This window comes from Stenotrophomonas sp. CASM110, assembly GCF_049384345.1.
Classification (GTDB): domain Bacteria; phylum Pseudomonadota; class Gammaproteobacteria; order Xanthomonadales; family Xanthomonadaceae; genus Stenotrophomonas; species Stenotrophomonas muris.
On the sequence record NZ_JBMRGI010000002.1, the window covers coordinates 95,818 to 118,991 of the forward strand.

Below are 23,174 nucleotides of genomic sequence, written 5' to 3' on the forward strand. Positions count from 1 at the left end.
ACTGCGTACGGCAAACCACGGGTATCGGCCGCGGTGGCGCACGGTTGATGGCGGGTTGGCCGGTCAGTTTATGCGCGATGCAGGGTTGCACGGCGCGCAAAGCACGTCGGCGCCGCGGCGGCAATGAGTGAACGCATTTGAGAATCACTCGCATTGATGGGAGAATGCGCGCACGGATCGGCCCGCAGGCGACTGCAGCGACGCTCCGCCTCCCCCTCGTCGTTGCCTCAAGCCCTTTGCCAGAGGCCCCGTTGCCCTGCCAGAAGGTCCAGATCATGTCTCCTGCCGTTGTCCTTTCGCCGCGCCCGCTGGCGCTCGCCGTTGCCGCCCTGCTGGCGGGAAGCGCCCTGACCGCCCAGGCCGAAACCGATGCCACCGATATCGACACGGTGCATGTCACCGCCTCGCAGATTGCCCGCCAGGCACTGGGTACCTCGACCATCACCGCCGAGGACATCGCCAAGCGCCCGCCGGCCAACGACATCGCCGAGCTGCTGCGCACCATGCCGGGCGTCAACCTCACCGGCAACAGCGCCTCGGGCCAGTACGGCAACAACCGCCAGATCGACCTGCGTGGCATGGGCCCGGAAAACACCCTGATCCTGGTCGACGGCAAGCGCATCGGTGCGCGTGACGCCGTGCGCATGGGCCGTAGCGGTGAGCGCAATACCCGCGGTGATACCAACTGGGTGCCGGCGGAAATGATCGAGCGCATCGAAGTGCTGCGCGGCCCTGCGGCGGCACGCTATGGCTCCGGTGCGTCCGGCGGCGTGGTCAACATCATCACCAAGCGCCCGACCGGCGACCTGACCGGCGCGGTCGACCTGTATGGCCTGGTGCCCGAGCACAGCGCCGAAGGCGGCAGCGAGCGCGTCGGCCTGCAGCTGAGCGGGCCGATGACCGACACCCTGTCGTTCCGCCTGTACGGCAACCTCAACAAGACCGACGCCGACTCACTGGACCTCAACCGCCAGTACGCCACCAACCCGAACGCGGTGCCACCGGCTGGCCGCGAGGGTGTCAAGAACCGCGACGTCAACGCGTTGCTGCGCTGGGACATCACCACCGACCAGGTGGTGGAGTTCGAAGCCGGCACCAGCCGCCAGGGCAACATCTACGCCGGTGACCGCGCGGTCAGCACTACCGGTACCTCGACCGGCGTTGACCTGGCGGCGCTGGCCGACGGCGAAGCGGAAACCAACCGCATGTACCGCAACACGGGCGCGATCACCCATCGCGGCCGCTGGGGCGACGTGACCTCGCGGGTGACCGCCGCGGTGGAAGCGGTCAACAACTCGCGCATCAATGAAGGCCTGGCCGGTGGCCCGGAAGGCAGCTTCAATGGCACCGACTGGTCGACCTCGCGCCTGCGCAACTACCAGCTGGATGGCGAAGTGAGCTTCCCGACCTCGCTGGGCAGCGCCGAGAACATCTGGACGCTGGGCTTTGAATACCTGGACAGCCGCCTGACCGACCCGTACTCGATGAGCCAGTCCAGCAGCAGCGGCGGCGGCATCCCGGGGCTGTCGGCCGATCGCGCGCGGGGCAAGGCCGACGCGCAGACCACCGCAGTGTTCGTCGAAGACAACATCTACCTGGGTGAGCGCTGGATCGTCACCCCGGGCCTGCGCTTCGACCACCACAGCCAGTTCGGCAACAACACCAGCCCCAGCCTCAATGCGCAGTTCCGCATCAACAGCGACTGGGTGGTGAAGGGCGGCATCGCCCGCGCGTTCAAGGCGCCGAACCTGTACCAGTCCAATCCGGACTATCTGTACTACACCCGTGGCAACGGCTGCCCGAATGCACTGCCGAGCCTGGGTGCCGGTTGCTACATGCGCGGCAACGCGGACCTGAAGGCGGAAACCAGCCTGAACAAGGAACTGGGCATCGAGTGGGCACCGCAGAGCGGCTGGCAGGCCTCGTTGACCTACTTCCACAACGACTACAAGGACAAGATCCAGGCCGGCTACACCCAGATTGGCCTGACCGCCGACACCAAGGGCCGCATCTTCCGCTGGGAGAACGCGCCCAAGGCGATCGTGCAGGGGCTTGAAGGCAACCTGGTGATCCCGCTGCTGGGCGAGCAGGGCAACCGCCTGAAGTGGAGCAACAACTTCACCTACATGGTGGAAAACGAGAACAAGAGCACCGGCCAGCCGCTGTCGGTGATCCCGAAGTACACCGTCAACACGATGCTGGACTGGCAGGCCACCGACAAGCTGTCGGTGCTGCTGACCGGCACGTTCTACGGCAAGCAGGAACCGGCCACCGCCAACATCAACAATGATCCGCGCTGCACCGGCAGCTGCGATCCCTCGATCGCGCTGCAGGACCGCGGTGCCTACAACATCTGGGGCGTGAGCGCGCGCTACAAGGTGACCGAGACGGTCAGCTTCGGCTTCGGCGTGAACAACCTGGCCGACAAGCGCCTGTTCCGCGAGGCCAACAGCAGCGATGCCGGTGCGGCGACCTACAACGAACCGGGCCGCGCCTACTGGGCCAGCCTGCGCTTCGGGTTCTGACCGCACGCGGACGCCGGTCCGCTGCGGTCGCCAGGCCAGGCCTGGCGCTGCCGGCCACGCTCCGGTAGCGCCGGGCCTTGCCCGGCGACACCGGCGCCGCGCGCCTGCAATGTTATAAACACCGTAATAGTCTCCCCCGCCAGCACGGCGTAGCCTGCACCGCATCGCAAAGGAGCTGTTGCCATGGGCCACGACCACGATCACCTGCCATCCCAGATCCGCCACGAGAAACCCTTGTGGTGGGCGCTCGGCCTGACCTCCACCTTCCTCGTCATCGAGGTGGTGGGCGCGTTCTGGACCAACAGCCTGGCGCTGCTGTCCGACGCGGCACACATGGCCACCGATGCACTGGCACTGATGATTGCGCTGGTCGCGGTGCGGTTGAGCCGACGCCCGCCGGACGCGCGCCGCACCTACGGCTATGCACGCCTGGAAGCGCTGGGCGCGATGATCAACGGCGCCATGCTGTTCGTGGTCGCCGCCTACATCCTGTGGGAGGCGATCGGTCGTTTCCGCGAACCGCAGGAGATCGCATCTTCGGGCATGCTGGTGATCGCCGCCGCAGGCCTGGTCATCAACCTGATCTCGATGCGCCTGCTGCAGGCCGGCAGCGGCGAGAGCCTGAACGTGAAGGGCGCCTACCTGGAAGTGTGGGCGGACATGCTTGGCTCGGTGGCGGTGATCGCCGGTGCGTTGTTGATCAAGTGGACCGGCTGGAAGCCGATCGACCCGATCCTGGCGGTGCTGATCGGCCTGTGGGTACTGCCGCGCACCTACGTGCTGATGCGCGAGGCGATCAACGTGCTGCTGGAAGGCGTGCCCAAGGGCATGGACGTGGCCAAGGTGCGCGACAGCCTGTCCGGTCATGCTGCGGTGCTGGACGTGCATGACCTGCATGTGTGGGCGCTGGCCTCCAGCACGCCGGCGCTGACCGCGCACATCGTGATGCGCGACGGCACCGACGCCGATGCGCTGCGCCGTGAGCTGGGCGGGCGCCTGCACGATGACTTCGGCATCGAGCACGTGACGCTGCAGATCGAAGCGGACCCCTGTGGTGAAGCCTGCGCTGGACCGGCGTCGGCCAAGGGCGGCGCGCAGCAGGGCCATGAAGGCCACGACCACGGTGAGGACGCGCAGGGCCATCGCGGCCACGTGCATCATTGAATGAAAATGAAAGCCGCACCGGGGAATGCCCGGTGCGGTCATTCGTCGCGTCGCGAGGCCAGCCGATCCGCCAGCCGGGTCGGTTCCGGCAGCCGGTAACCGCGCAGCGTGCGCTGCACCCAGTCCAGCGCGGTATCGGCACTGACCCGATGGCCGCCGGCCACGAACAGCGGCTTGCAGCGCACCTTGCTGCGCAGCACCCAGCCCAGTTGTTCGTCGCCATCCTGCAGCGGCGCATGTGCACCGGCCTCGGCGCCCGGTTCGACGAACCGGCCCACCAGCTTTGACTTGGCCACGCCGATGCTGGGCAGGTCGGTGACCACGCCCAGATGCGCGGCCACGCCCAGCCGGCGCGGATGGCTGATGCCATGGCCATCGACGAACACCAGGTCCGGCGTGCGCGGCAGCAGCGCCAGCGCGGCCAGCAGTGCCGGCAGCTCGCGGAAGCTGAGCAGACCGGGGATGTAGGGCATCACCGTGGGGATGCGCGCGATCTCCTGCGCCACGGGCTTCAGCGTCTCCACGTCCAGCAGTACCGCCGCGGCGCGGGTGATGGCGCCGTCGTCTTCAAAGCCAACATCCAGCCCGGCCAGCCAACGGACGTCGCGTGGCAGGCGGTCCTGGCGCTCCACGCGGCCGGCCAGCTGGAGCTGCTGCGCGCGTGCCGCGGAGACGCTGCCTTCCCAACATCCGGGATCGATCACCGTATTCATCGGTCACAGCATCGCACGGGCGGCGCCACGGCCCGGTGAGCGGCGGCCGGGCTACAATGGCGGCCTGCCTTTCCTCGCGTTGGAGACCCTGCAGTGACCCGTAAACTCGTACTGTTGCGCCATGGCCAGAGCCAGTGGAACCTGGACAACCGCTTCACCGGCTGGGTCGATGTCGACCTGACCGAGCAGGGGCGCCGGGAAGCGGCCGCCGCCGGTCGCCTGATGCGCGAGGAAGGCCTGCAGTTCGACGTCGCCCACACCTCCGTGCTCAAGCGTGCCATCCACACCCTGCAGGGTGCGCTGGCCGAGCTGGAGCAGGACTGGCTGCCGGTGAACAAGTCCTGGCGCCTCAACGAGCGGCACTACGGCGGCCTGCAGGGGCTGGACAAGGCCGAGACCGCGGCCAAGCACGGCGAAGAGCAGGTCAAGGTCTGGCGCCGTTCGTACGACATCCCGCCGCCGCCGATGGACCTGGAAGATCCGGGCCACCCGATCCATGACCGCCGCTACGCCGGTCTGGACCGCAACGCGCTGCCGGGCACCGAGTCGCTGGCCACCACCCTGGACCGCGTTCTGCCGTACTGGCACGACGCCATCGCGCCGCAGCTGAAGGACGGCAAGACCGTGCTGGTCACCGCCCACGGCAACTCGCTGCGCGCGCTGTACAAGTACCTCAACAATGTCTCGCGCGAGGAGATCCTCGAGCTGAACATCCCGACCGGCATCCCGCTGCTGTTCGAACTGAACGACGACCTGACCGTGCAGTCGTTCCGCTACCTGGGCGACCCGGAAGCAGCGCGCAAGGCCGCCGAAGCCGTGGCCAACCAGGGCAAGGCGAAGTAAGAAGCACAAGGCCGGCGCAAGCCGGCCTTCGCTTTTGTACAGCCGAGCCCACGCTCGGCCGGCGCTGTCGCAACCCGGTAGAGCCAACCCATGGGGGGCTGCATCAGCCAGCTACGAGGGATCCATGCGGCGCACCTTCGGCGGCCGCAACGCGGCAATGTCGATGACGTGTTCCTGGCATATCACCTGATAGTGCGTGAATGGGCCCGGGTAACTGACATCGGCAAAGGTGCCATGGTCCAGATAATCGAGGAACTTCGAACGGCTGTAGCGGCGGAACAGGTTGCCGCTCCAGGTTTCGGCGTCGTCCCAGCGCTGGTAGGACTCGTTGTGCACGGCGTAGCTGATGTAGTGGTCCCAGATCAGCTCAAAACGCTGCGAGTGGGGCATCACCTCTATCGCACGCGCATCATCGATTGAACGTCCATGAGCGAGCTCCACACGGGAGGGCTTTCCGACCACCAGGCCTTCCTCGACGACCAGGCGCAGACGATTCGCTTCCGGCTCGCCGATGCCCGCCAGGAACAGACACTCACAAGCGTCGATGGCCTGCAGCAGCGCAGCTTCGTCCATGGTCATGAAGTCCAGTGATCGCGGAAGCCAGAGCATAGCGGCATGCAGACGGAGCCGCGCCATGCGCTCGTGACCTTTGGCCGGTCCCCAGCGTCGCTCCCGCGGCTACCCTGTGAAATTACCCGCAGGAGAGCCTCATGAACGTCCGCAACCTGGTCCCGCTGGGCCTGACCATCGCCATCGCTGCCTCACTGGCGGCCTGTGGCAAGAACGAAACCGCCCCGGCGGCCAGTGCCGACGCCAAGCCGGCCTTCGACCTGTCGCAGATCAAGACGCCGCTGATCTCGCTCAACAGCGCCGACCTCGATCCGGCCATTCCGGCCTGTACCGACCTCAATGGTTTCGTCAACAGCAAGTGGCTGAAGGCCAACCCGGTGCCGGGCGACCAGACCACCTGGGGCAGCTTCGAGATCCTGCGCGAGCGCTCGCTGGAAGTGCAGCACGCGCTGGTGCAGCAGGCCGCCGCCAGCCAGGCCAAGGCGGGCTCGGTGGAAGCGAAGATCGGTGACATCTGGAAGACCGGCAACGATGAAGCGAAGATCGAAGCTGCCGGCCTGGCGCCGCTGCAGCCGCAGCTGGACAAGATCACCGCGCTGAACGACACCGCCGCCATCACCCGGTACCTGCGCGACAGCCAGGCCGAGGGCAAGGGCGTGCTGTTCTCGCTGTTCGCCAATGCCGACTACAAGGATTCGGCCAACGTCATCGCCTACGTCGGCCAGGGTGGCCTGGGCCTGCCGGAGAAGGGCTACTACTTCGACGATGCGCAGGCCAAGATCCGCGACGCCTACGTGGCCTATATCGCACAGGTGCTGACCCTGTCCGGCGTGGACGCGGCGCAGGCCGCCGAGCAGGCGAAGGCCGTGATGGCCTTCGAAACCCGCCTGGCCAAGGCCTCGATGTCGCGCATCGAAATGCGTGACCCGGCCAAGCGCTACAACCCGCTCAGCGCGGCTGAGGCCGACAAGCTGACCCCGAACTTCAGCTGGACCGCGCTGTTCGAGACCCTCAAGGTGCCGGCCGCGCAGAAGTTCTCGCTGGCCCAGCCGGGCTTCTTCGCTGAAATGGACAAGATGCTGGCCGATGTGCCGGCCAGCACCTGGCAGGCCTACCTGCGCTTCCACACCATCGACGATGCCTCGCCGTACCTGAGCAGCCAGTTCGAGAAGGCCAACTTCGATTTCTATGGCACCACCCTGCGTGGCCAGAAGGAAATGCAGCCGCGCTGGAAGCGCGTGCTGGAGTCGGTCAACGGTGGCATGGGCGAAGCCCTGGGCCAGCTGTACGTCGACGCCGTGTTCCCGGCCGAGTCGAAGGTCGCCATGCAGCACCTGGTGGAAAACCTGTCGCAGGCGCTGAAGGCGCGCCTGGAGCAGCTGCCGTGGATGGGCGAAGAAACCAGGAAGAAGGCCCTGGAGAAGTGGGCCAGCTTCACCCCGAAGATCGGTTACCCCGACAAGTGGCGTGACTGGGCGGGCCTGCAGACCAACGGCGACAGCTACCTGGGCAACATGCAGGCGGCGCGTGCGTTCAACTACCGCTACATGCTGGACAAGATCGGCAAGCCGGTGGACAAGACCGAGTGGGGCATGACCCCGCAGACCGTCAACGCGTACTACAACGCCACCAAGAACGAGATCGTGTTCCCGGCGGCGATCCTGCAGGCACCGTTCTTCGACGCCAAGGCCGATCCGGCGCTGAACTACGGCGGCATCGGTGCGGTCATCGGCCACGAGATGATGCACGGCTACGACGACTCGGGCAGCCAGTTCGCCGCCAACGGCAACTTCGACAACTGGTGGACCGACGCCGACCGCAAGGCCTTCACCGCGCGTACCGACCAGCTGGTCGCGCAGTTCGACGGCTATGAATCGGTGCCGGGCGTGTTCGTGAAGGGCAAGCTGACCCTGGGCGAGAACATCGGCGACCTCGGCGGCCTGACCGTGGCCTACGACGCGTTGCAGATGGCGCTGAAGGAAGACCCGAAGGCGAATGTCGAAGTGGATGGCCACAGCCAGGACCAGCGCTTCTTCATGAACTGGGCCACCGTGTGGCGCCGCAACTTCACCGATGGTGAGCTGCGCGTCCGCCTGAACACCGATCCGCACGCCCCGGCCAACTTCCGTGCCAACGGCGCACCGTCGAACATGCCGTCCTATGCCGCTGCATTCCAGTGCAAGGCCGGCGACGCGATGGTGCGTGCCGACGACAAGCGCGTGGTGATCTGGTAATCGATCACCCGTGACTGCGTGATGCGAAAGGCCCGGCGAATGCCGGGCCTTTTGTCTTCCAGGCCGGTAGCGCAGCGCCGACTGGTAGAGTCGACTGTCAGTCGACTATCGCGCGCAGCGCGGGATTTTCGCGATCTGGACGAAGAGCAGTCGACTGACAGTCGACTCTACCGACGGGTCGTTTCACCTTCCGGAAGATCTCAGGCCAGCTCCGGCTCCCGCGCCAGCATGCGATGGAAGCGCTGCAGCACGTAGGGATCCACCAGCCCTCCAGACTGCGAATCGATGATCCGCAACGCGGTTTCGTGCTCCATCGCGTCGCGGTACGGGCGCACGCTGGTCATCGCATCGTAGGCATCGGCGATGGTGACGATGCGCGCGCCCAGCGGGATGGATTCGCCGCGCAGCCCATCGGGATAGCCGCTGCCATCGAAGGCTTCGTGATGGGCGCGGATCAGCCGCGCCACGGGCGCGGCGTCGCTGCGGCCGGTGGCCAGGAAGATGTGCTCGCCGCGCACCGGATGCTCGCGCATGATCGCGCGCTCCTCATCGGTATGCCGGCGCGGCGCCAGCAGTACGTCGTCGGGAATGCCGATCTTGCCGATGTCGTGGAAGCGCGCGGCCAGGCCGACCTGCGCACAGGCCTCGTCGTCGAGATCGCAGTGCGCGGCCAGCCGCTGCGCGAACAGGCCGACGCGGTCGCAGTGATGGCGGGTGTAGGCGTCGCGCATCTGCAGCGACATCGAGAGGGCATCGATCAGGCAGGCCTGCGCGTGCAGCAGGTCGGGGGCGGGTACGGCGTCAGGAAACATGGTCATCCGCCCGCACCGGGTGGGGACCGGTGCGGGGTGTTCGGGGGGCGATCAACCCGGGGCGAGGGTGGTCAGAAGGGCGCGGGCCGCGTTGAAGCGGTCTTCCGGCAACGGCAGCGGGTGCTTGATGCGCAGCTTGTCGGGCCCTTCCATGGCGTACAGGTTCGGTTGCTTCTGGATCAGCTGGATCACCGCCATCGGGTCGATGTTCGGCTTGGATTCGAACACGATGCGGCCACCATTTTCGCCCAGGTCCAGCTTGCGGATGCCCAGCGTGTTGGCCTTCAGCTTCAGCTCGGCGATGGCGAACAGGTGCTTGGCCGCATCCGGCAGCAGGCCGAAGCGATCGATCATCTCCACCTGCAGTTCGCGCAGCGCATCGCTGTCGCGCGCGCTGGAAATACGCTTGTACAGGGTCAGGCGGGTATGCACGTCCGGCAGGTAGTCTTCCGGGATCAGTGCCGGCACATGCAGTTCGACCTCGGCACCACGCACTTCCTCGCCGGCATCAAGGTCGGGCAGCTTGCCCTGCTTGATGCTGCGCACCGCGCGCTCCAGCAGCTCGGTGTACAGGCTGAAGCCGACCTCGGCCATCTGCCCGCTCTGGTCCTCGCCGAGCAGTTCGCCGGCACCGCGGATTTCCAGATCGTGCGTGGCCAGGGTGAAGCCGGCGCCCAGCTCGTCCATCGAGGCGATCGCTTCCAGGCGCTTCTCAGCGTCGGGGGTGATCGCGCGGCGGTCGGGCGTGATCAGGTACGCGTAGGCGCGGTGGTGCGAACGTCCGACGCGGCCACGCAGCTGGTGCAGCTGGGCCAGGCCGAAACGGTCCGCACGGTTGATGATGATGGTATTGGCGTTGGGGATGTCGATGCCCGACTCGATGATCGTGGTCGACAGCAGCACGTTGAAGCGCTGCTTCTGGAAATCCAGCATCACCTTTTCCAGCTCGCGCTCGGGCATCTGCCCATGGGCGATGCCGATGCGCGCCTCCGGCACCAGCTCGGACAGCTCGCGCTGCATGCGGCCGATGCTTTCCACGTCGTTGTGCAGGAAATACAGCTGGCCACCACGCGCCAGCTCGCGCTGGAAGGCTTCGCGCAGCAGCGCGTTGTCCCACTGGGTGATGAAGGTCTGCACCGCCAGCCGGTTCGGCGGCGGCGTGGCGATGATCGACAGGTCGCGCAGGCCGGCCATGGCCATGTTGAGCGTGCGCGGAATCGGTGTGGCGGTCAGGGTCAGCAGGTGCACGTTGGCACGCAGCGCCTTCAGCGCTTCCTTCTGGCGTACGCCGAAACGCTGCTCCTCGTCGACGATGACCATGCCCAGGTCCTTGAACTTCACGTCCGGCTGCAGCAGGCGATGGGTACCGACGATCACGTCGATGGTGCCGGCGGCGACCTTTTCCAGCTCGGCCTTGATTTCCTTGGTGGTCTTGAAGCGCGACAGCACCTCGACCTTCAGCGGGTAATCGGCGAAGCGGTCGCGGAAGTTGCGGTAATGCTGTTCGGCCAGCAGCGTGGTCGGCACCAGCACAGCCACCTGCTTGCCGGCACTGGCGGCCGCAAAGGCCGCACGCACCGCCACCTCGGTCTTGCCGAAGCCGACGTCGCCGCAGACCACGCGGTCCATCGGCTGGCTGCTGGCCAGGTCGCGCAGGGTGGCGTCGATCGCGGCCAGCTGGTCCGGGGTCTCCTCGAACGGGAAACCGGCCGCGAACGGCTCGTACATCGCGCGGTCGACCTGCAGTGCCAGGCCGGCACGCGCCTGGCGGCGGGCCTGGATCTCCAGCAGTTCGGCGGCGACGTCGCGTACTTTCTCGGCGGCCTTGCGCTTGGCCTTGCTCCACTGCTCGCCACCGAGCGAATGCAGCGGCGCGGTTTCCGCCGACGCACCGGAATAGCGGCTGATCAGGTGCAGCTGGGCGACCGGCACATACAGGCGGTCGCCCTTGGCATATTCGATTTCGAGGAACTCGCCGGGCATGCCGCCGACGTCCATCGCGATCAGGCCACGATAGCGGCCGACGCCATGATCCTCGTGCACGATCGGCGCGCCCTCGGTCAGTTCACCGAGGTCGCGGATGATCGCTTCCGGCTCGCGGCCGGCACGGCGCGTGCGCCGGGTGCTGCCGGCGCGCTCGGGGAACAGCTGGCGCTCGGTCAGCACCGCGATGCGCGGATCGTCCAGCGCGAAGCCATCCTCCAGCGGTGCCACCGCGATCGCGAAGCGCGCGTCGTCGGCGAGGAAGCTGGGCAGGTCGGCCACCACCGGCGGCTTCAGCTCGGCGGCCTGCAGCACTTCCAGCAGCGCCTCGCGGCGGCCGGGTGAATCGGCGGCGATCAGTACCCGGCCCGGATAATGGCCGAGGAAGGATTTCAGCGCCTCGCCAGCGGGGGCTTCGCGCGCGGCCACCGGCAGCGGTGGCAGCGGCTGGTCGCCCAGCGCGTGCGCGTCGGCGATGCGCGCATGGTCAGCCGACCACACCTCGATGCGCGGGGCATCGTTCAGGCGCTCGCGCAGCAGCTCCGGCGACAGGTACAACGCCGACGGCGGCAGCAGCGGGCGCTCCACATCATGGCGGCGCTGCTCATAGCGGTCCGCAGTCTGCGCCCAGAACGCGACGGACGCTTCATACGCACCGGCACAGACCACCGGCAGGCTGCCGCTGGGCAGGTAGTCGAACAGGGTTGCGGTGCGTTCGAAGAACAGCGGCAGGTAGTACTCGACGCCGGCCGGCGCCAGTCCGGACTTCAGGTCCTGGTACAGCGAACTGCGCCGGGTATCGACATCGAACCGCTCGCGCAGCGTGGCCAGCACGCGGGCGATGCTGGCTTCATCCATCGGCACTTCGCGGCCGGGCAGCATGTGCACCGCCTCGACCTTGTCCAGCGAACGCTGGCTTTCCGGGTCAAAGGCACGGATCGAGTCGATGTCCTCGTCCAGCAGTTCCACCCGCAGCGGCTCGTCGGCACCCATCGGGTACACGTCGAGCAGGCCGCCGCGCACAGCGAAGTCGCCCGGGTCCATCACCTGCGGCACGTTGCGGTAGCCGGCGCTTTCCAGGCGGCGCTTCTCGGCTTCCAGGTCCAGGCGCTGGCCGACCTTCAGGTCGAAGCTGCCACCGATCACGTAGCTGCGCGGGGCCAGCTGCTGCAGCAGGGTCTGCACCGGCACGATCACCAGGCCACGCTTCAGCGCGGGCAGGCGGTGCAGGGCGGCCAGGCGCTGCGAAATGATGTCCGGATGCGGACTGAAGCGGTCGTAGGGCAGGGTTTCCCAGTCCGGGAAGGCGACCACCGGCAGGGCCGGATCGCCGCCGAGCAGGGTGTGCAGGTCGGCTTCGAGCTGGTTGGCACCGTGGTTGTCACGGGCGATCACCAGCAGCGGGGCGTCGTGCGCACGCGCGGCCTGGGCAAGGTACCAGGCCAGGGCGGTCGGCGAGGCGGGGGCGCGCCACCAGGCGCGGAGCTGGCCGGCGCGCGGCAGCGGCGGGGCGGGGTATGAGGTACGCGACATGGACCCCGGATTTTAGCAGAAGCCCGATCGAAGCCCGGTGGGTCGTGCCGGCCGATTGCCGGCAGCCTCATGTGCCGTTGGGGTAACGCAGTTCAGGCCAGCGGCCGGCACTACCGGCAGGCGTCGCCGGGCGGGGCCCGGCGCATCTGTCAGTTGTCCAGCTCCAGCACCATCCGCACCAGGCCTTCGGCACCGGCCGGGTGCGGGACCGGCTTGAAGCCCAGCGAGGCGGCCAGCTGTTTCATCGGCTCGTTCTCGGCGGCGACGTCGCCGTACAGGCGGTCCAGGTACTTGCCGCGGCCCCACTTCACCAGCTTGCGCATCAGCTGCCGGCCCAGGCCCTGGCCAATGAGGAAGCGGCTGATCAGGATCGCGTACTCGGCTTCACGGGTGCCGGGGATGATCGAGGCCCGGGCGACCGCGCCGACCACCGCTTCGCCAGCGGGCAGGGATTCGGCTGCGACCAGGGTGATCTCGGTCTTGGGATTCGGGTGGGTCAGGCGCTGGGTGGTTTCCGGCGAAAGCTCGGTCACCGCCTGCAGGAAACGATCACGGATTTCTTCCGGCCCGAACAGGCTGAACGCCGCTTGCAGCGGTGCGCCATCTTCCGGGCGGATGGGGCGGATCAGCAGCTCGTGGCCGCTGGGAGCCTTGAAGATCTCATGCCAGGGCGGCATGCGGTTGCGAGTGGCCATACCGGGTGATTCCTTGGTGGTCCATCGATTGTGGCATCACCGGGGCTGCATTCCGTGAACGAAAGGCTCACGGCGGTACAGCCTCGTGAAGGCCGTCATTCGGGGGCTTTGAGCCAATCCAGGCGGGTGCTGGCCCCCGGTTCGCCCAGGTGCTGGCGCAGCGCCGGCAGGGCCGGGCCGACCACCCGGTCGAACTGCCACGGCGGGTTGAGCAGCAGCATGCCGCTGCCGTTGAGGCGCAGCGGCGAGTCGTCCGGGCGCACCAGGAACTCGATCGTCATCGCCGATTTCACCGGCAGGGCGGTGGCCTTGCGCAGGAAGTGCAGGATGGTGCGGCGCTGCTTGATCGGGAACCACACCGCGCAGGTCGCCTGCGGCCAGCGCGCCAGGGTCTCGGCCAGAGCGCCCAGCACGGCCTGGTATTCGGCGTCCTGGGCCTCGTACGGCGGGTCGATCAGCACCAGGCCACGGCCGATCTTGCTGCCGTTGAACTTCGGCGGCAGCAGCGAGCGCAGCAGGGCATAGCCATCGCCAGCGCGCACATCGACGCGGCTGTCATGGGCGAACAGGGCCTTCAGCGTGGCCGTTTCGGCTTCCTGCAGCTCGCAGACCGCCATGCGGTCCTGCGCGCGCATCGCCTGTGCGCTCAGCAGCGGCGACCCCGGGTAGTTGGTCAGCGCGCCCACCGGGTTGTCGGCCTGCACCGCCTTCAGGTAGCGCTCGACCACCTCCGGCAGCCTGGGCTGGGCCATCAGCCGCATGATCCCGGATTCGGCCTCCAGGGTCTTGCGGCTCTCTTCGCTGGCCAGCAGGTAGCGGCCGGCACCGCCGTGGGTGTCGAGCACGAAGAACGGGCTGTCCTTGCGCTTGAAGCTGTCGATCAGGGCCAGCTGCACGATGTGCTTGAGCACATCGGCGTGGTTGCCGGCATGGAAGGCGTGGCGATAGTTCATGGGCGGCAGTGTACGGGGCGGCGGCCGCAGCGGCTATGCTGCGCGCCATGACAGCTCCCGTTGCCCATGTCCTGGTAGTCGAGGACGAAGCCGCCATCGCCGAAACCGTGCTCTATGCGCTGCGCAGCGAGGGCTATGCCGCCAGCCACTGCCTGTTGGGCGGGGAGGCGCTGCAGCGGCTGCAGGCCGGGGATATCGACGTGGTGGTGCTGGACGTGGGCCTGCCCGACCTGGGCGGATTCGAGGTGTGCCGGCGGCTGCGCGCGCAGCCCGGGCCGGCGGCGCAGCTGCCGGTGATCTTCCTGACCGCCCGCAATGATGAAGTGGACCGCGTGCTCGGCCTGGAGCTGGGCGCCGACGACTACATGACCAAGCCGTTCTCGCCGCGCGAGCTGGTGGCGCGGGTGCGTGCACGCCTGCGCCGTGCGGCGCCGGTCCTCGCAGCGCCCAGCGCCGATGCAGGCTGGCAGGAACATGGCGCGTTCGCCATCGACCGCGAAGGCCGGCGCATCCGCTTCCGTGGCCAGGCACTGGACCTGACCCGCTACGAGTACGCGCTGCTGGAGGCGCTGCTGCAGCGACCCGGTGCCATCCTCAGCCGTGCCCAGCTGATGGACCGTGGCTGGGACAGCAGCGCCGACAGTGCCGACCGCACCGTCGATACCCATGTAAAGACGCTGCGTGCCAAGCTGCGCGCGGCCGGTGCCAGCGACGACCCGATCCGCACCCACCGTGGCCTTGGCTACGCGCTGGAGGCCTAGCCGATGCGCCTGGTGCTGAAGCTGTTCCTGGGCTTCTTCCTGATCACCGGCATCGCGGCCTTCTTCGTGATGCGCGTGTTCGTCAACGAAGTGAAGCCGGGTGTGCGCCAGGCGATGGAATCGACCCTGGTCGATGCGGCCAACGTGCTGGCCGAGATGGCCGCCGCCGACGTCAAGGACGGCACCATCCGCAGCGGCAGCTTCACCCGCAACCTGGCCAAGGCACGGCAGCGCGACCTGAAGGCAATGGTCTGGCGTTTCCCGAAGCGCTCGCTGGATTACCGGGTGACCATCACCGATGCCAAGGGCATCGTCATCTACGACTCGCTGGGCCGTGACCTTGGGCGCGACAATTCGCGCTGGAATGATGTCTACCGCACCCTGCGTGGCGAGTACGGTGCCCGTTCCAGCCCGGAAATACCAGGCGAAGAAGGCGATACCGTGATGCACGTGGCGGCGCCGGTATACGACCCGGCCGATGGGCGCACCCTGATCGGCGTGCTCAGCCTGGCCCAGCCCAACCGCAGCATCGATCCGTTCATCGCCGCCAGCCAGCGCGCCATCATCGAGCGCGGCGCCTGGTTGATCGGGCTGTCGGCGCTGGTCGGCGTGCTGGTGACGATGTGGCTCACCACCGGCCTCGGCCAGCTCAGCCGCTATGCACGCGCGGTCAGCGCCGGCGAACCGGTGCCACCACCACGGCGCCGTCGCGACGAGATCGGCGATCTCGGCCAGGCGCTGGAAACGATGCGCCGCAAGCTCGAAGGCAAGGCCTACGTCGAGCAGTACGTGCAGTCGCTGACGCACGAGATGAAGAGCCCGCTGGCGGCGATCCGCGGTGCCGCCGAGCTGCTGCAGGAGCCGCTGCCCGAGGCCGACCGCGTGCATTTCGCGCGCAGCATTGTCGATCAGCAGGAGCGGCTGACCGAGACCATCGACAAGCTGCTGGCGCTGGCCGAAGTGGAACAGCACGGTTGGCTGCAGACCCGCGACCCGATTGCATTGCCGGCATTGCTGGCCGATGCGGCCGCTGCCGCGCAGGTGCGTGCACAGGCGGCCGGTGTGCGGGTCCACATCGGCAACGTGCTCGACCTGCGGGTGCAGGGCGACGCCTACCTGCTGCGGCAGGCACTGCATAACCTGATCGACAACGCGATTGCCTTCTCGCCGTCCGGCGCGGAGATCGCGCTGCAGGCCGAGGTGGACGGGCAGGGCGTGCGCCTGCAGGTGGCGGATCGCGGTGCCGGCATTCCCGACTACGCGCGCGAACGGGTGTTCGAACGCTTCTATTCGCTTGCCCGCCCGGGCAGCGGCCGGCGCAGTTCCGGCCTGGGCCTGCCGTTCGTGCAGGAGGTCGCGCGCCTGCACGATGGTCGCGCCAGCCTCGACGCGCGCGACGGCGGTGGCACCGTGGCCAGCCTTTGGCTGCCGTTGTCAGTGCGGGGCCAGCGTCCGCGCCGCTGACTTCACACTCGCTTCAACTTCGCCACAAACCCTGCTCACCGCAGCGGTCCATCCTGCAGCCCTCTCCAACGAGGATGGACCATGAAATCCCTGAAGATGCTGCTGAGGTTCGCCATTGTCGGCGGGCTGATCCTGTTGCTGCTGGTGCCGCTGATGATGATCCGCGGGGTCATCACCGAGCGCAGCCAGTACCGCGACGAGGCCTTTGCCCGGGTGGCCGACAGCCGTGCCGGCACGCAGCAGCTGGTGGGCCCGGTACGGGTGGTGCCGTGGGTGGAACGCAAGCAGGTTGAACTGGTTGACCCGCTGGGCGTCAAGAAGACCGAGATCCAGGTGACCGAGGGCCACTTGCTGCAGATGCCGGCGTCGCTGGAGGTGGGGGGCGAGATGCTGCCGAGCCAGCGCGAGGTCGGCCTGTTCAAGGTGCCGGTGTACAGCTGGAATGGCCAGTTGAAGGCGACTTTCGCCGAAGACGACTATCCGGTGAAGAACGGCCGCACCTATGGCCAGCCCTATGTGGCGCTGGGGGTTTCCGATGTGCGCGGCCTGGTGGGCACGCCGAACCTGCGGGTGGACGGCAAGCAGCTGCGGTTGCTGCCCGGTGTAGGCGTGGCCAGCGAAATCGGACGTGGCCTGCATGCGCCGGTGAGCGGTTTCGCCGCGGATCAGGGCGGCGCGCTGGCCGCCAGCACCGTTGAACTGGAGCTGCGCCTGGATGGCAGCCGCATGCTGTCGGTGGTGCCGGTGGGCGATGACACCCGGATCGCGCTGCGGTCGAGCTGGCCGCATCCGTCGTTCAGCGGCGCCTTCCTGCCCAACGAACGGCGTGTCGATGCACAGGGCTTCGAAGCACGCTGGGCGGTGTCCTCGCTGGCCTCCGATGCACAGCGCCAGCTGCGCAGCGAGGGGACGATCGATTCGCAGGCCGTGACGGTGTCGCTGGTCGATCCGGTCGATACCTACACCCAGGCCGACCGTGCCTCGAAGTACGGCGTGCTGTTCGTGGTGCTGACCTTCGTCGGCTTCATCCTGTTCGAACTGATCAAGTCGCTGCGCATCCATCCGCTGCAGTACCTGATGGTCGGCCTGGCGCTGGCGATCTTCTTCCTGCTGCTGATCAGCCTGTCCGAGCACATCGCGTTCTGGAAGGCCTACCTGGTCTCGGCCGTGGCCTGCATCGGCCTGCAGGCGGTGTACCTGGCCAACGTGCTGGGCCACTGGAAGCGCGGCCTTGGCTTCGCTGCGCTGCTGACCGTGCTGTACGGCGCGCTGTATGGCCTGCTGGTGTCGGAGAACAACGCACTGCTGATGGGATCGCTGCTGCTGTTCGTGATCCTGGCGCTGGCGATGTGGGTGACCCGCCGGGTCGACTGGTACGCGCTTGGCGCGGACCTGAAGTAAGGAGCACGCCATGAGCTGGCGCCAGGGATTGCGGCAACGGGCGCGGCAGGGCATTCCGGCCCTGCTGGAAGTGGATGCACTGCTGCAGGCACATGGCGTGCTGGCGGCCCTGCCGGGGGCACGGATCGCCCCCGGCCTGGTCCGCTTCCAGCTGGCCGCGGTGACCTGCGAGGGATTGCAGGGCAAGGGCCTGGCTTGGTTGCAGGGCGCGCGGCAGGGACGCGGTGCGCTGGCGGGGAAGGTGCCGCGCTACCGGCCATGGAAGGCCGGGGCGGAAGCACTTGCGGAAATCGGCATCGGTGGCCTGCCCGATGACTGGCCCGCGCATGCGGCGGTGTATGGCTGCAGCAGCATCGACCGGCGGCACTGGTTGCTGCTGCTGCCGGAGCGGGCGCAGCTGTGGCTGGGGTGGAGTGGGTGAGGTGGTTTGGCAGATGCGACCCAACCACTCTTCTGTGGGGGCGAACCCTGGTTCGCACGCTTCCGCGCCGCCCATGACCGATGGGACGGTATCGCGGCGCCGCTGCTGGCTAGACTCGATGGGTTGATGAGCAGGCCGGAAGGCAGGGGTGCGATGTGTTGAAGTGGGGCGTGCTGGCCGTAGCGCTGGCAATGGGTGGCAATGCAGCGGCGCAGCAGCGCGAATCAGTGGACCTGGACATGGTCAGCCGCATCCGCCAGGAGGCCTTCCACCGTTCGCAGGTGATGGACACCTTCAGCTATCTCACCGAACGCATCGGCCCGCGGCTGACCAACTCCCCGGCGATGGGCCGCGCCAACGCGTGGACCCGCGGCAAGTTCAACGAATGGAAGCTGGACAACGTCCACGACGAAGCGTTCGATGACTTTGGCCGTGGCTGGGAGTTCACCTCGGCCAGCGTGGAAATGCTGGGTGACCGTGTGCAGCCGCTGCATGCACTGCCCAAGGCCTGGACGCCGGGCACCAAGGGGCCGGTTGAAGGCGAGCTGGTGCAGGTCGAGATCAAGAAGCCCGAAGACATCGAAAAGTACCGCGGCAAGCTGCGCGGCAAGATCCTGCTGCTGGGCGAGGCGCGCGAGTACAAGCGCGGCACCGAGCCGGATTCCCATCGGCATGACGCGACCTCGCTGGAAGGCCTGCAGGCGTTCACCCTGCCGAAGGACCAGGACGCCACCGCCGAGCGCGCCAAGCGGGTCAAGGAGTACCAGGAACGCCAGCAGCTGGCGACCAAGGTTAATGCGTTCTTCGTCGAAGAAGGGGCGCTGGCCTCGATCAGCATCAGCAGCTGGGACAACGGCATCATCCGCGTTGCAGGTGGTGGTTCGCGCAAGGCCGGCGAGCCGGTCGGCATCCCCGAGCTGGCGATGATCAGCGAGCACTTCAACCCGCTGGTGCGCGCGCTGAAGGCCGGGCAGACCATGCGCCTGCGCGTGGATGTGGCCGCGCGCTTCACCGATGACGCCGACCAGCCCGGCTACAACACGCTGGCCGAGATCCGCGGCAGCAGCAGGCCTGATGAAGTGGTGATGATCGGCGCGCACCTGGATTCCTGGCACAGCGGCACCGGCGCGGCCGACAACGCCGCAGGCGTGGCGGTGATGATGGAGGCCATGCGCATCCTCAAGGCCACCGGCGCCAGGCCCAAGCGCACCATCCGCGTGGCGCTGTGGAGCGGCGAGGAGCAGGGCCTGATCGGCTCGCAGGCCTATGTGGCCAAGCATTTCGGCCGGTTCCCGGAGCCCACCGACCCGGCGCAGAAGGCGCTGCCGGCGTCGCTGCGCGAGCCGACCGGTGCACTGCAGAAGACCCGCGATTACAGCAAGTTCCAGGTCTACTTCAACATGGACAACGGCTCCGGCCGCTTCCGGGGCATCTACGCCCAGGAAAACCTGGCGGCGATGCCGATCTTCGAAGCCTGGCTGGCGCCGTTCCATGACGTCGGCGCCACCACCGTGGCGACCCGCAACACCGGCAGCACCGACCACATCAGCTTCGACCGCATCGGCCTGCCGGGCTTCCAGTTCATCCAGGACCGGCTGGACTACTTCACCAATGTCCACCACAGCCACCTGGACACCTGGGACCACGCCGAACCGGAAGACCTGAAGCAGGCCGCAGCCATCGTCGCCTCGTTCGCCTACAACGCCGCGATGCGCGAGCAGCCGTTCCCGCGCAAGGTGGAACCGTAAAAGGGGACGGAGGGGATTAAGTCGCATCTCCCCTCCGTTTCCCGGTTGCAGTGCCCACGGGCTGGGCAATCGCGACTTAATCCCCTCCGTCCCCTTTTTCCGTCGGGGGCGGCGGGCTGGTAAAATCGGGGGATTCCCGTTCCTCGAGCCGTCCATGACCTGCCGCACCCGCTTCGCCCCCAGTCCCACCGGCTACCTGCACATCGGTGGTGCCCGCACCGCGCTGTATTGCTGGCTGGAGGCCCGCCACCGTGGCGGCGAGTTCGTGCTGCGCATCGAGGACACCGACCGTGAACGCAGCACCCAGGGTGCGATCGACGCCATCCTGGAGGCGATGGAGTGGCTGGGCCTGGACTACGACGAAGGCCCGATCTATCAGACCGACCGCGTCGCCCGCTACCGGGAAGTGGCAGAGCAGCTGATCGCCGACGGCAAGGCCTACTACGCCTACGAAACCCGCGAAGAGCTGGACGCGATGCGCGAGGCCGCCATGGCCAGGCAGGAAAAGCCGCGTTACAACGGCGCTGCACGCGAACTGGGCCTGCCGTACAAGGACGACCCGAACCGCGTCATCCGCTTCAAGAACCCGCTGGAAGGTACGGTGGTGTTCGACGACCTGATCAAGGGCCGCATCGAGATCGCCAACAGCGAGCTGGATGACATGGTCATCTTCCGCCCGGACGGCTACCCCACCTACAACTTCGCGGTGGTGGTGGACGACTGGGACATGGGCATCACCGAGGTCATCCGCGGCGACGACCACATCAACAACACCCCGCGCCAGATCAACCTGTACGAGGGCATTGGTGCGCCGGTGCCGAAGTTCGGCCACATGCCGATGATCCTGGACGAGCAGGGCGCCAAGCTGTCCAAGCGCACCGGTGCGGCCGACGTGATGCAGTACAAGGACGCCGGCTACCTGCCCGACGCGCTGCTGAGCTACCTGGCCCGCCTGGGCTGGTCGCACGGTGACCAGGAGCTGTTCAGCCGCCAGGAACTGATCGACCTGTTCGACGTGAAGGACTGCAATTCCAAGGCCTCGCGCCTGGACATGGCCAAGCTGGGTTGGGTCAACCAGCACTTCCTGAAGACCGAGGACGTGGCCGCCATCGTGCCGCACCTGGTCTACCAGCTGCAGAAGCTGGGCCTGGACGTGGCCGCCGGCCCGGCCCCGGAGGATGTGGTGATCGCCCTGCGTGAACGCGTGCAGACCCTGAAGGAAATGGCCGAGAAGGCCGTGGTCTGGTACCAGCCGCTGACCGCGTACGACGAAGCGGCGGTGGCCAAGCACCTCAAGGCCGGTGCCGAGGTAGCGCTGGGCAAGGCCCGCGAGCTGCTGGCAGCGTTGCCGGAGTGGACCGCCGAGTCGGTGGGCGTCGCCCTGCACGACGCGGCCGCAGCGCTGGAGATCGGCATGGGCAAGGTCGCCCAGCCGCTGCGCGTGGCCATCACCGGCACCCAGGTCAGTCCTGACATCTCCCATACCGTGTACCTGGCCGGCCGCGAGCAGGCCTTGAAACGCATTGATGCGGCCATCACCAAGGTAGCAACGGCCTGAGGCATCCTTGCCAGGCCCGAACCGGAGAACACGCATGCCCGCCAAGACCGCCACTGCCTGTACCGCCCCGCACCACCACGTCCACGACGCATCGGATTTCGTGGCGGTGGTCGAGCGTGTCTCGCGCGAACGCGGGCTGCGCCTGACCCCGATCCGCGCCAACGTGCTGAAGCTGATCGCCGAGGCCGGCAAGCCGGTCAAGGCCTACGAGCTGCTGGAATGGGTGCGCAACGGCAAGGGCGTGGGCGCCGATGCCCCGCCCACCGTGTACCGCGCGCTGGACTTCCTGATGGCCAACGGGTTCGTGCACAAGCTGGAATCGGTCAATGCCTTCGTGGCCTGCCACCATCCCAGCAGTGCCGCGCATTCGGTGCCGTTCCTGATCTGCAACAGCTGCCACAGCGCAGTGGAGCTGGAGGACCGCGAGATCGTCACCCAGCTGGAGAAGCGCGCCAAGGAACTGGGCTTCCAGCCACAGGCGCAGACGCTGGAAGTGCACGGCCTCTGCGCGCGCTGCGCCGGCTAACGCAACGGTAGTGCCGGCCGCTGGCCGGCATTTTGGAAACGGGGTCAGATCCCTTTGCCACTGGCAAAGGGATCTGACCCCGTTTCATACCGGTGCGGCAGGGCCTGCGTCCTAGTCCATCGGCTTGGACCGGGTATCCACCCGCACGATCACCGACATGCCGGGCCGCAGCTGCTTTGCCAGCTTCTGATCCCTGTTGATCGATATCCGCACCGGCAGCCGCTGCACCACCTTGGTGAAGTTGCCGCTGGCATTGTCCGGGCGCAGCACGCTGAATTCCGACCCGGTGGCTGGGGCGATCTCCTGCACGCGGCCCCGCAGCACCTGGCCCTGGAACGCGTCCACCGAGAACGTCGCCGGTTGGCCGATCGCCATGCCCCAGGTCTGGCCTTCCTTGTAGTTGGCCACCACCCACAGCGTGTCAGGTACCAGGAACAGCAGCTGCGAACCGGCAGCGACGTACTGGCCCACGCGTACGCTGGCTTCGCTGATCTGGCCGTCGCGTGGTGCGTGGATCACCGTGTTGGCCAGGTCGATGCGGGCCAGTTCCAGCTGCGCCTGCGCGCTTTCCACCTGCGCTTCCAGGCTCTTGCGCGCGACCTGGGTCGACACCAGCGTTTCCTCGGCGATGCGGATCTGCGCCTGCGACTGTTGCACGCTGGCCTGTGCCGACGCCTGGGTGGTGCGGAACTTGTCGCGGTCGTTGATGGACACCAGCTGCTGCGCCGCCAGTTCCTCGTAGCGTTTCAATTCATTGCGCGAACGCTGCAGTTCGGCCTGGCCAGCCGACAGCGTGGCGCGGGCGGAGGCAATCTGTGCGCGGTTCTGCGCCTGTGACTGGTCCGAGTTGGCCAGCGCCGCGCGCGCGCTGTCCAGCGTCGCCTGCGCCTGGGCCACGCGCTGCGCATAGATGCGGTCATCGATGCGCAGCAGCGGCTCGCCCTGCTTCACATGCTGGAAATCCTTCACCAGCACTTCGGTCACATAGCCGTTCACCTGCGGCGCCATCACCGTGATCTGGCCGCGTACATAGGCGTTGTCGGTCACCATCACGCTGCTGGTGAACGGCCACAGGTGCCAGGCGCGCAGGATCAGCGCAATGCCCAGCAAGGCCACTACCACCATCACCACCACGCTGCGGGCGCTGGGCTTGAGGTACTTCGGCGCGACCGCAGGTTCTACCGGCGTGGCCGCGGGCGCCGCGTCGGTCGGCGGCGGTGGGGTGACGTTGTCGGTGTCGTCGGGGCGGGGCGGGACGGGAGGCATGGGA

At 67.5% G+C, this 23,174-nt stretch carries 18 protein-coding genes; 11 read left to right on the forward strand and 7 right to left on the reverse strand.

Annotated features, from left to right (window positions below):
* Positions 1-275: 275 nt before the first annotated feature.
* Positions 276-2,525: a TonB-dependent siderophore receptor gene (locus VG561_RS01830; protein ID WP_197621023.1), complete on the forward strand. Its 2,250-nt coding sequence runs from the start codon at positions 276-278 to the stop codon at positions 2,523-2,525.
* Between the two features lie 183 nt (positions 2,526-2,708).
* Positions 2,709-3,689, forward strand: a complete 981-nt coding sequence (locus tag VG561_RS01835; protein ID WP_423179321.1) for a cation diffusion facilitator family transporter — start codon at positions 2,709-2,711, stop codon at positions 3,687-3,689.
* 38 nt (positions 3,690-3,727) lie between these two features.
* Here the strand turns inward: VG561_RS01835 and nfi are convergent, their stop codons facing one another.
* Positions 3,728-4,402 (reverse strand): deoxyribonuclease V, encoded by a 675-nt coding sequence (gene nfi / locus VG561_RS01840; protein ID WP_014646440.1) that lies wholly within the window; start codon positions 4,400-4,402, stop codon positions 3,728-3,730.
* Between the two features lie 93 nt (positions 4,403-4,495).
* Here nfi and gpmA point away from each other — a divergent pair, with 93 nt between their 5' ends.
* Positions 4,496-5,245, forward strand: a complete 750-nt coding sequence (gene gpmA / locus VG561_RS01845) for a 2,3-diphosphoglycerate-dependent phosphoglycerate mutase (protein ID WP_014036448.1) — start codon at positions 4,496-4,498, stop codon at positions 5,243-5,245.
* 111 nt (positions 5,246-5,356) lie between these two features.
* On the opposite strand, the gene VG561_RS01850 is transcribed toward gpmA, so the two are convergent.
* Positions 5,357-5,818 carry a hypothetical protein gene (locus VG561_RS01850; RefSeq protein WP_229653742.1) on the reverse strand — a complete coding sequence of 154 codons (462 nt, stop codon included), beginning with the start codon at positions 5,816-5,818 and terminating at the stop codon, positions 5,357-5,359.
* Positions 5,819-5,955: 137 nt separating this feature from the next.
* On the opposite strand from VG561_RS01850, the gene VG561_RS01855 reads away from it, so the two are divergent.
* The gene (locus VG561_RS01855) at positions 5,956-8,049 is read left to right on the forward strand and encodes a M13 family metallopeptidase (protein WP_197604499.1); all 2,094 of its coding nucleotides are present in this window, start codon (positions 5,956-5,958) and stop codon (positions 8,047-8,049) included.
* Between the two features lie 200 nt (positions 8,050-8,249).
* Here the strand turns inward: VG561_RS01855 and VG561_RS01860 are convergent, their stop codons facing one another.
* The 4 genes from VG561_RS01860 to VG561_RS01875 form a co-directional block, all read right to left on the reverse strand.
* Positions 8,250-8,867 carry an HD-GYP domain-containing protein gene (locus tag VG561_RS01860; protein ID WP_014646442.1) on the reverse strand — a complete coding sequence of 206 codons (618 nt, stop codon included), beginning with the start codon at positions 8,865-8,867 and terminating at the stop codon, positions 8,250-8,252.
* Between the two features lie 45 nt (positions 8,868-8,912).
* Complete coding sequence (mfd, locus tag VG561_RS01865; protein WP_075076202.1) at positions 8,913-12,377, reverse strand: transcription-repair coupling factor; 3,465 nt, start codon at positions 12,375-12,377, stop codon at positions 8,913-8,915.
* Positions 12,378-12,526: 149 nt separating this feature from the next.
* Complete coding sequence (locus VG561_RS01870; protein ID WP_014646444.1) at positions 12,527-13,072, reverse strand: GNAT family N-acetyltransferase; 546 nt, start codon at positions 13,070-13,072, stop codon at positions 12,527-12,529.
* A 95-nt stretch (positions 13,073-13,167) separates the two neighbouring features.
* On the reverse strand, positions 13,168-14,025 hold the full coding sequence (locus VG561_RS01875; protein ID WP_134967354.1) for a 23S rRNA (adenine(2030)-N(6))-methyltransferase RlmJ: 858 nt from the start codon (positions 14,023-14,025) through the stop codon (positions 13,168-13,170).
* A gap of 35 nt (positions 14,026-14,060) precedes the next feature.
* Between VG561_RS01875 and creB the strand changes: the two genes are divergently transcribed.
* The 7 genes from creB (at position 14,061) to VG561_RS01910 (ending at position 21,904) form a co-directional block, all read left to right on the forward strand.
* Complete coding sequence (creB, locus tag VG561_RS01880) at positions 14,061-14,786, forward strand: two-component system response regulator CreB (protein WP_423179322.1); 726 nt, start codon at positions 14,061-14,063, stop codon at positions 14,784-14,786.
* 3 nt (positions 14,787-14,789) lie between these two features.
* On the forward strand, positions 14,790-16,250 hold the full coding sequence (gene creC, locus VG561_RS01885) for a two-component system sensor histidine kinase CreC (RefSeq protein WP_423179323.1): 1,461 nt from the start codon (positions 14,790-14,792) through the stop codon (positions 16,248-16,250).
* Positions 16,251-16,331: 81 nt separating this feature from the next.
* Positions 16,332-17,651 (forward strand): cell envelope integrity protein CreD, encoded by a 1,320-nt coding sequence (creD, locus tag VG561_RS01890; protein ID WP_423179324.1) that lies wholly within the window; start codon positions 16,332-16,334, stop codon positions 17,649-17,651.
* Positions 17,652-17,661: 10 nt separating this feature from the next.
* Positions 17,662-18,072 (forward strand): hypothetical protein, encoded by a 411-nt coding sequence (locus tag VG561_RS01895; RefSeq protein WP_014646449.1) that lies wholly within the window; start codon positions 17,662-17,664, stop codon positions 18,070-18,072.
* A gap of 155 nt (positions 18,073-18,227) precedes the next feature.
* Positions 18,228-19,820 (forward strand): M20/M25/M40 family metallo-hydrolase, encoded by a 1,593-nt coding sequence (locus VG561_RS01900; RefSeq protein WP_423179325.1) that lies wholly within the window; start codon positions 18,228-18,230, stop codon positions 19,818-19,820.
* 154 nt (positions 19,821-19,974) lie between these two features.
* Entirely contained in the window at positions 19,975-21,378 is a 1,404-nt protein-coding gene (gene gltX / locus VG561_RS01905) for a glutamate--tRNA ligase (protein ID WP_197557007.1), read from the forward strand.
* Positions 21,379-21,412: 34 nt separating this feature from the next.
* The gene (locus tag VG561_RS01910) at positions 21,413-21,904 is read left to right on the forward strand and encodes a Fur family transcriptional regulator (RefSeq protein ID WP_004150412.1); all 492 of its coding nucleotides are present in this window, start codon (positions 21,413-21,415) and stop codon (positions 21,902-21,904) included.
* 111 nt (positions 21,905-22,015) lie between these two features.
* Here the strand turns inward: VG561_RS01910 and VG561_RS01915 are convergent, their stop codons facing one another.
* Entirely contained in the window at positions 22,016-23,170 is a 1,155-nt protein-coding gene (locus VG561_RS01915; protein ID WP_049420618.1) for an HlyD family secretion protein, read from the reverse strand.
* Between the last annotated feature and the right edge of the window lie 4 nt (positions 23,171-23,174).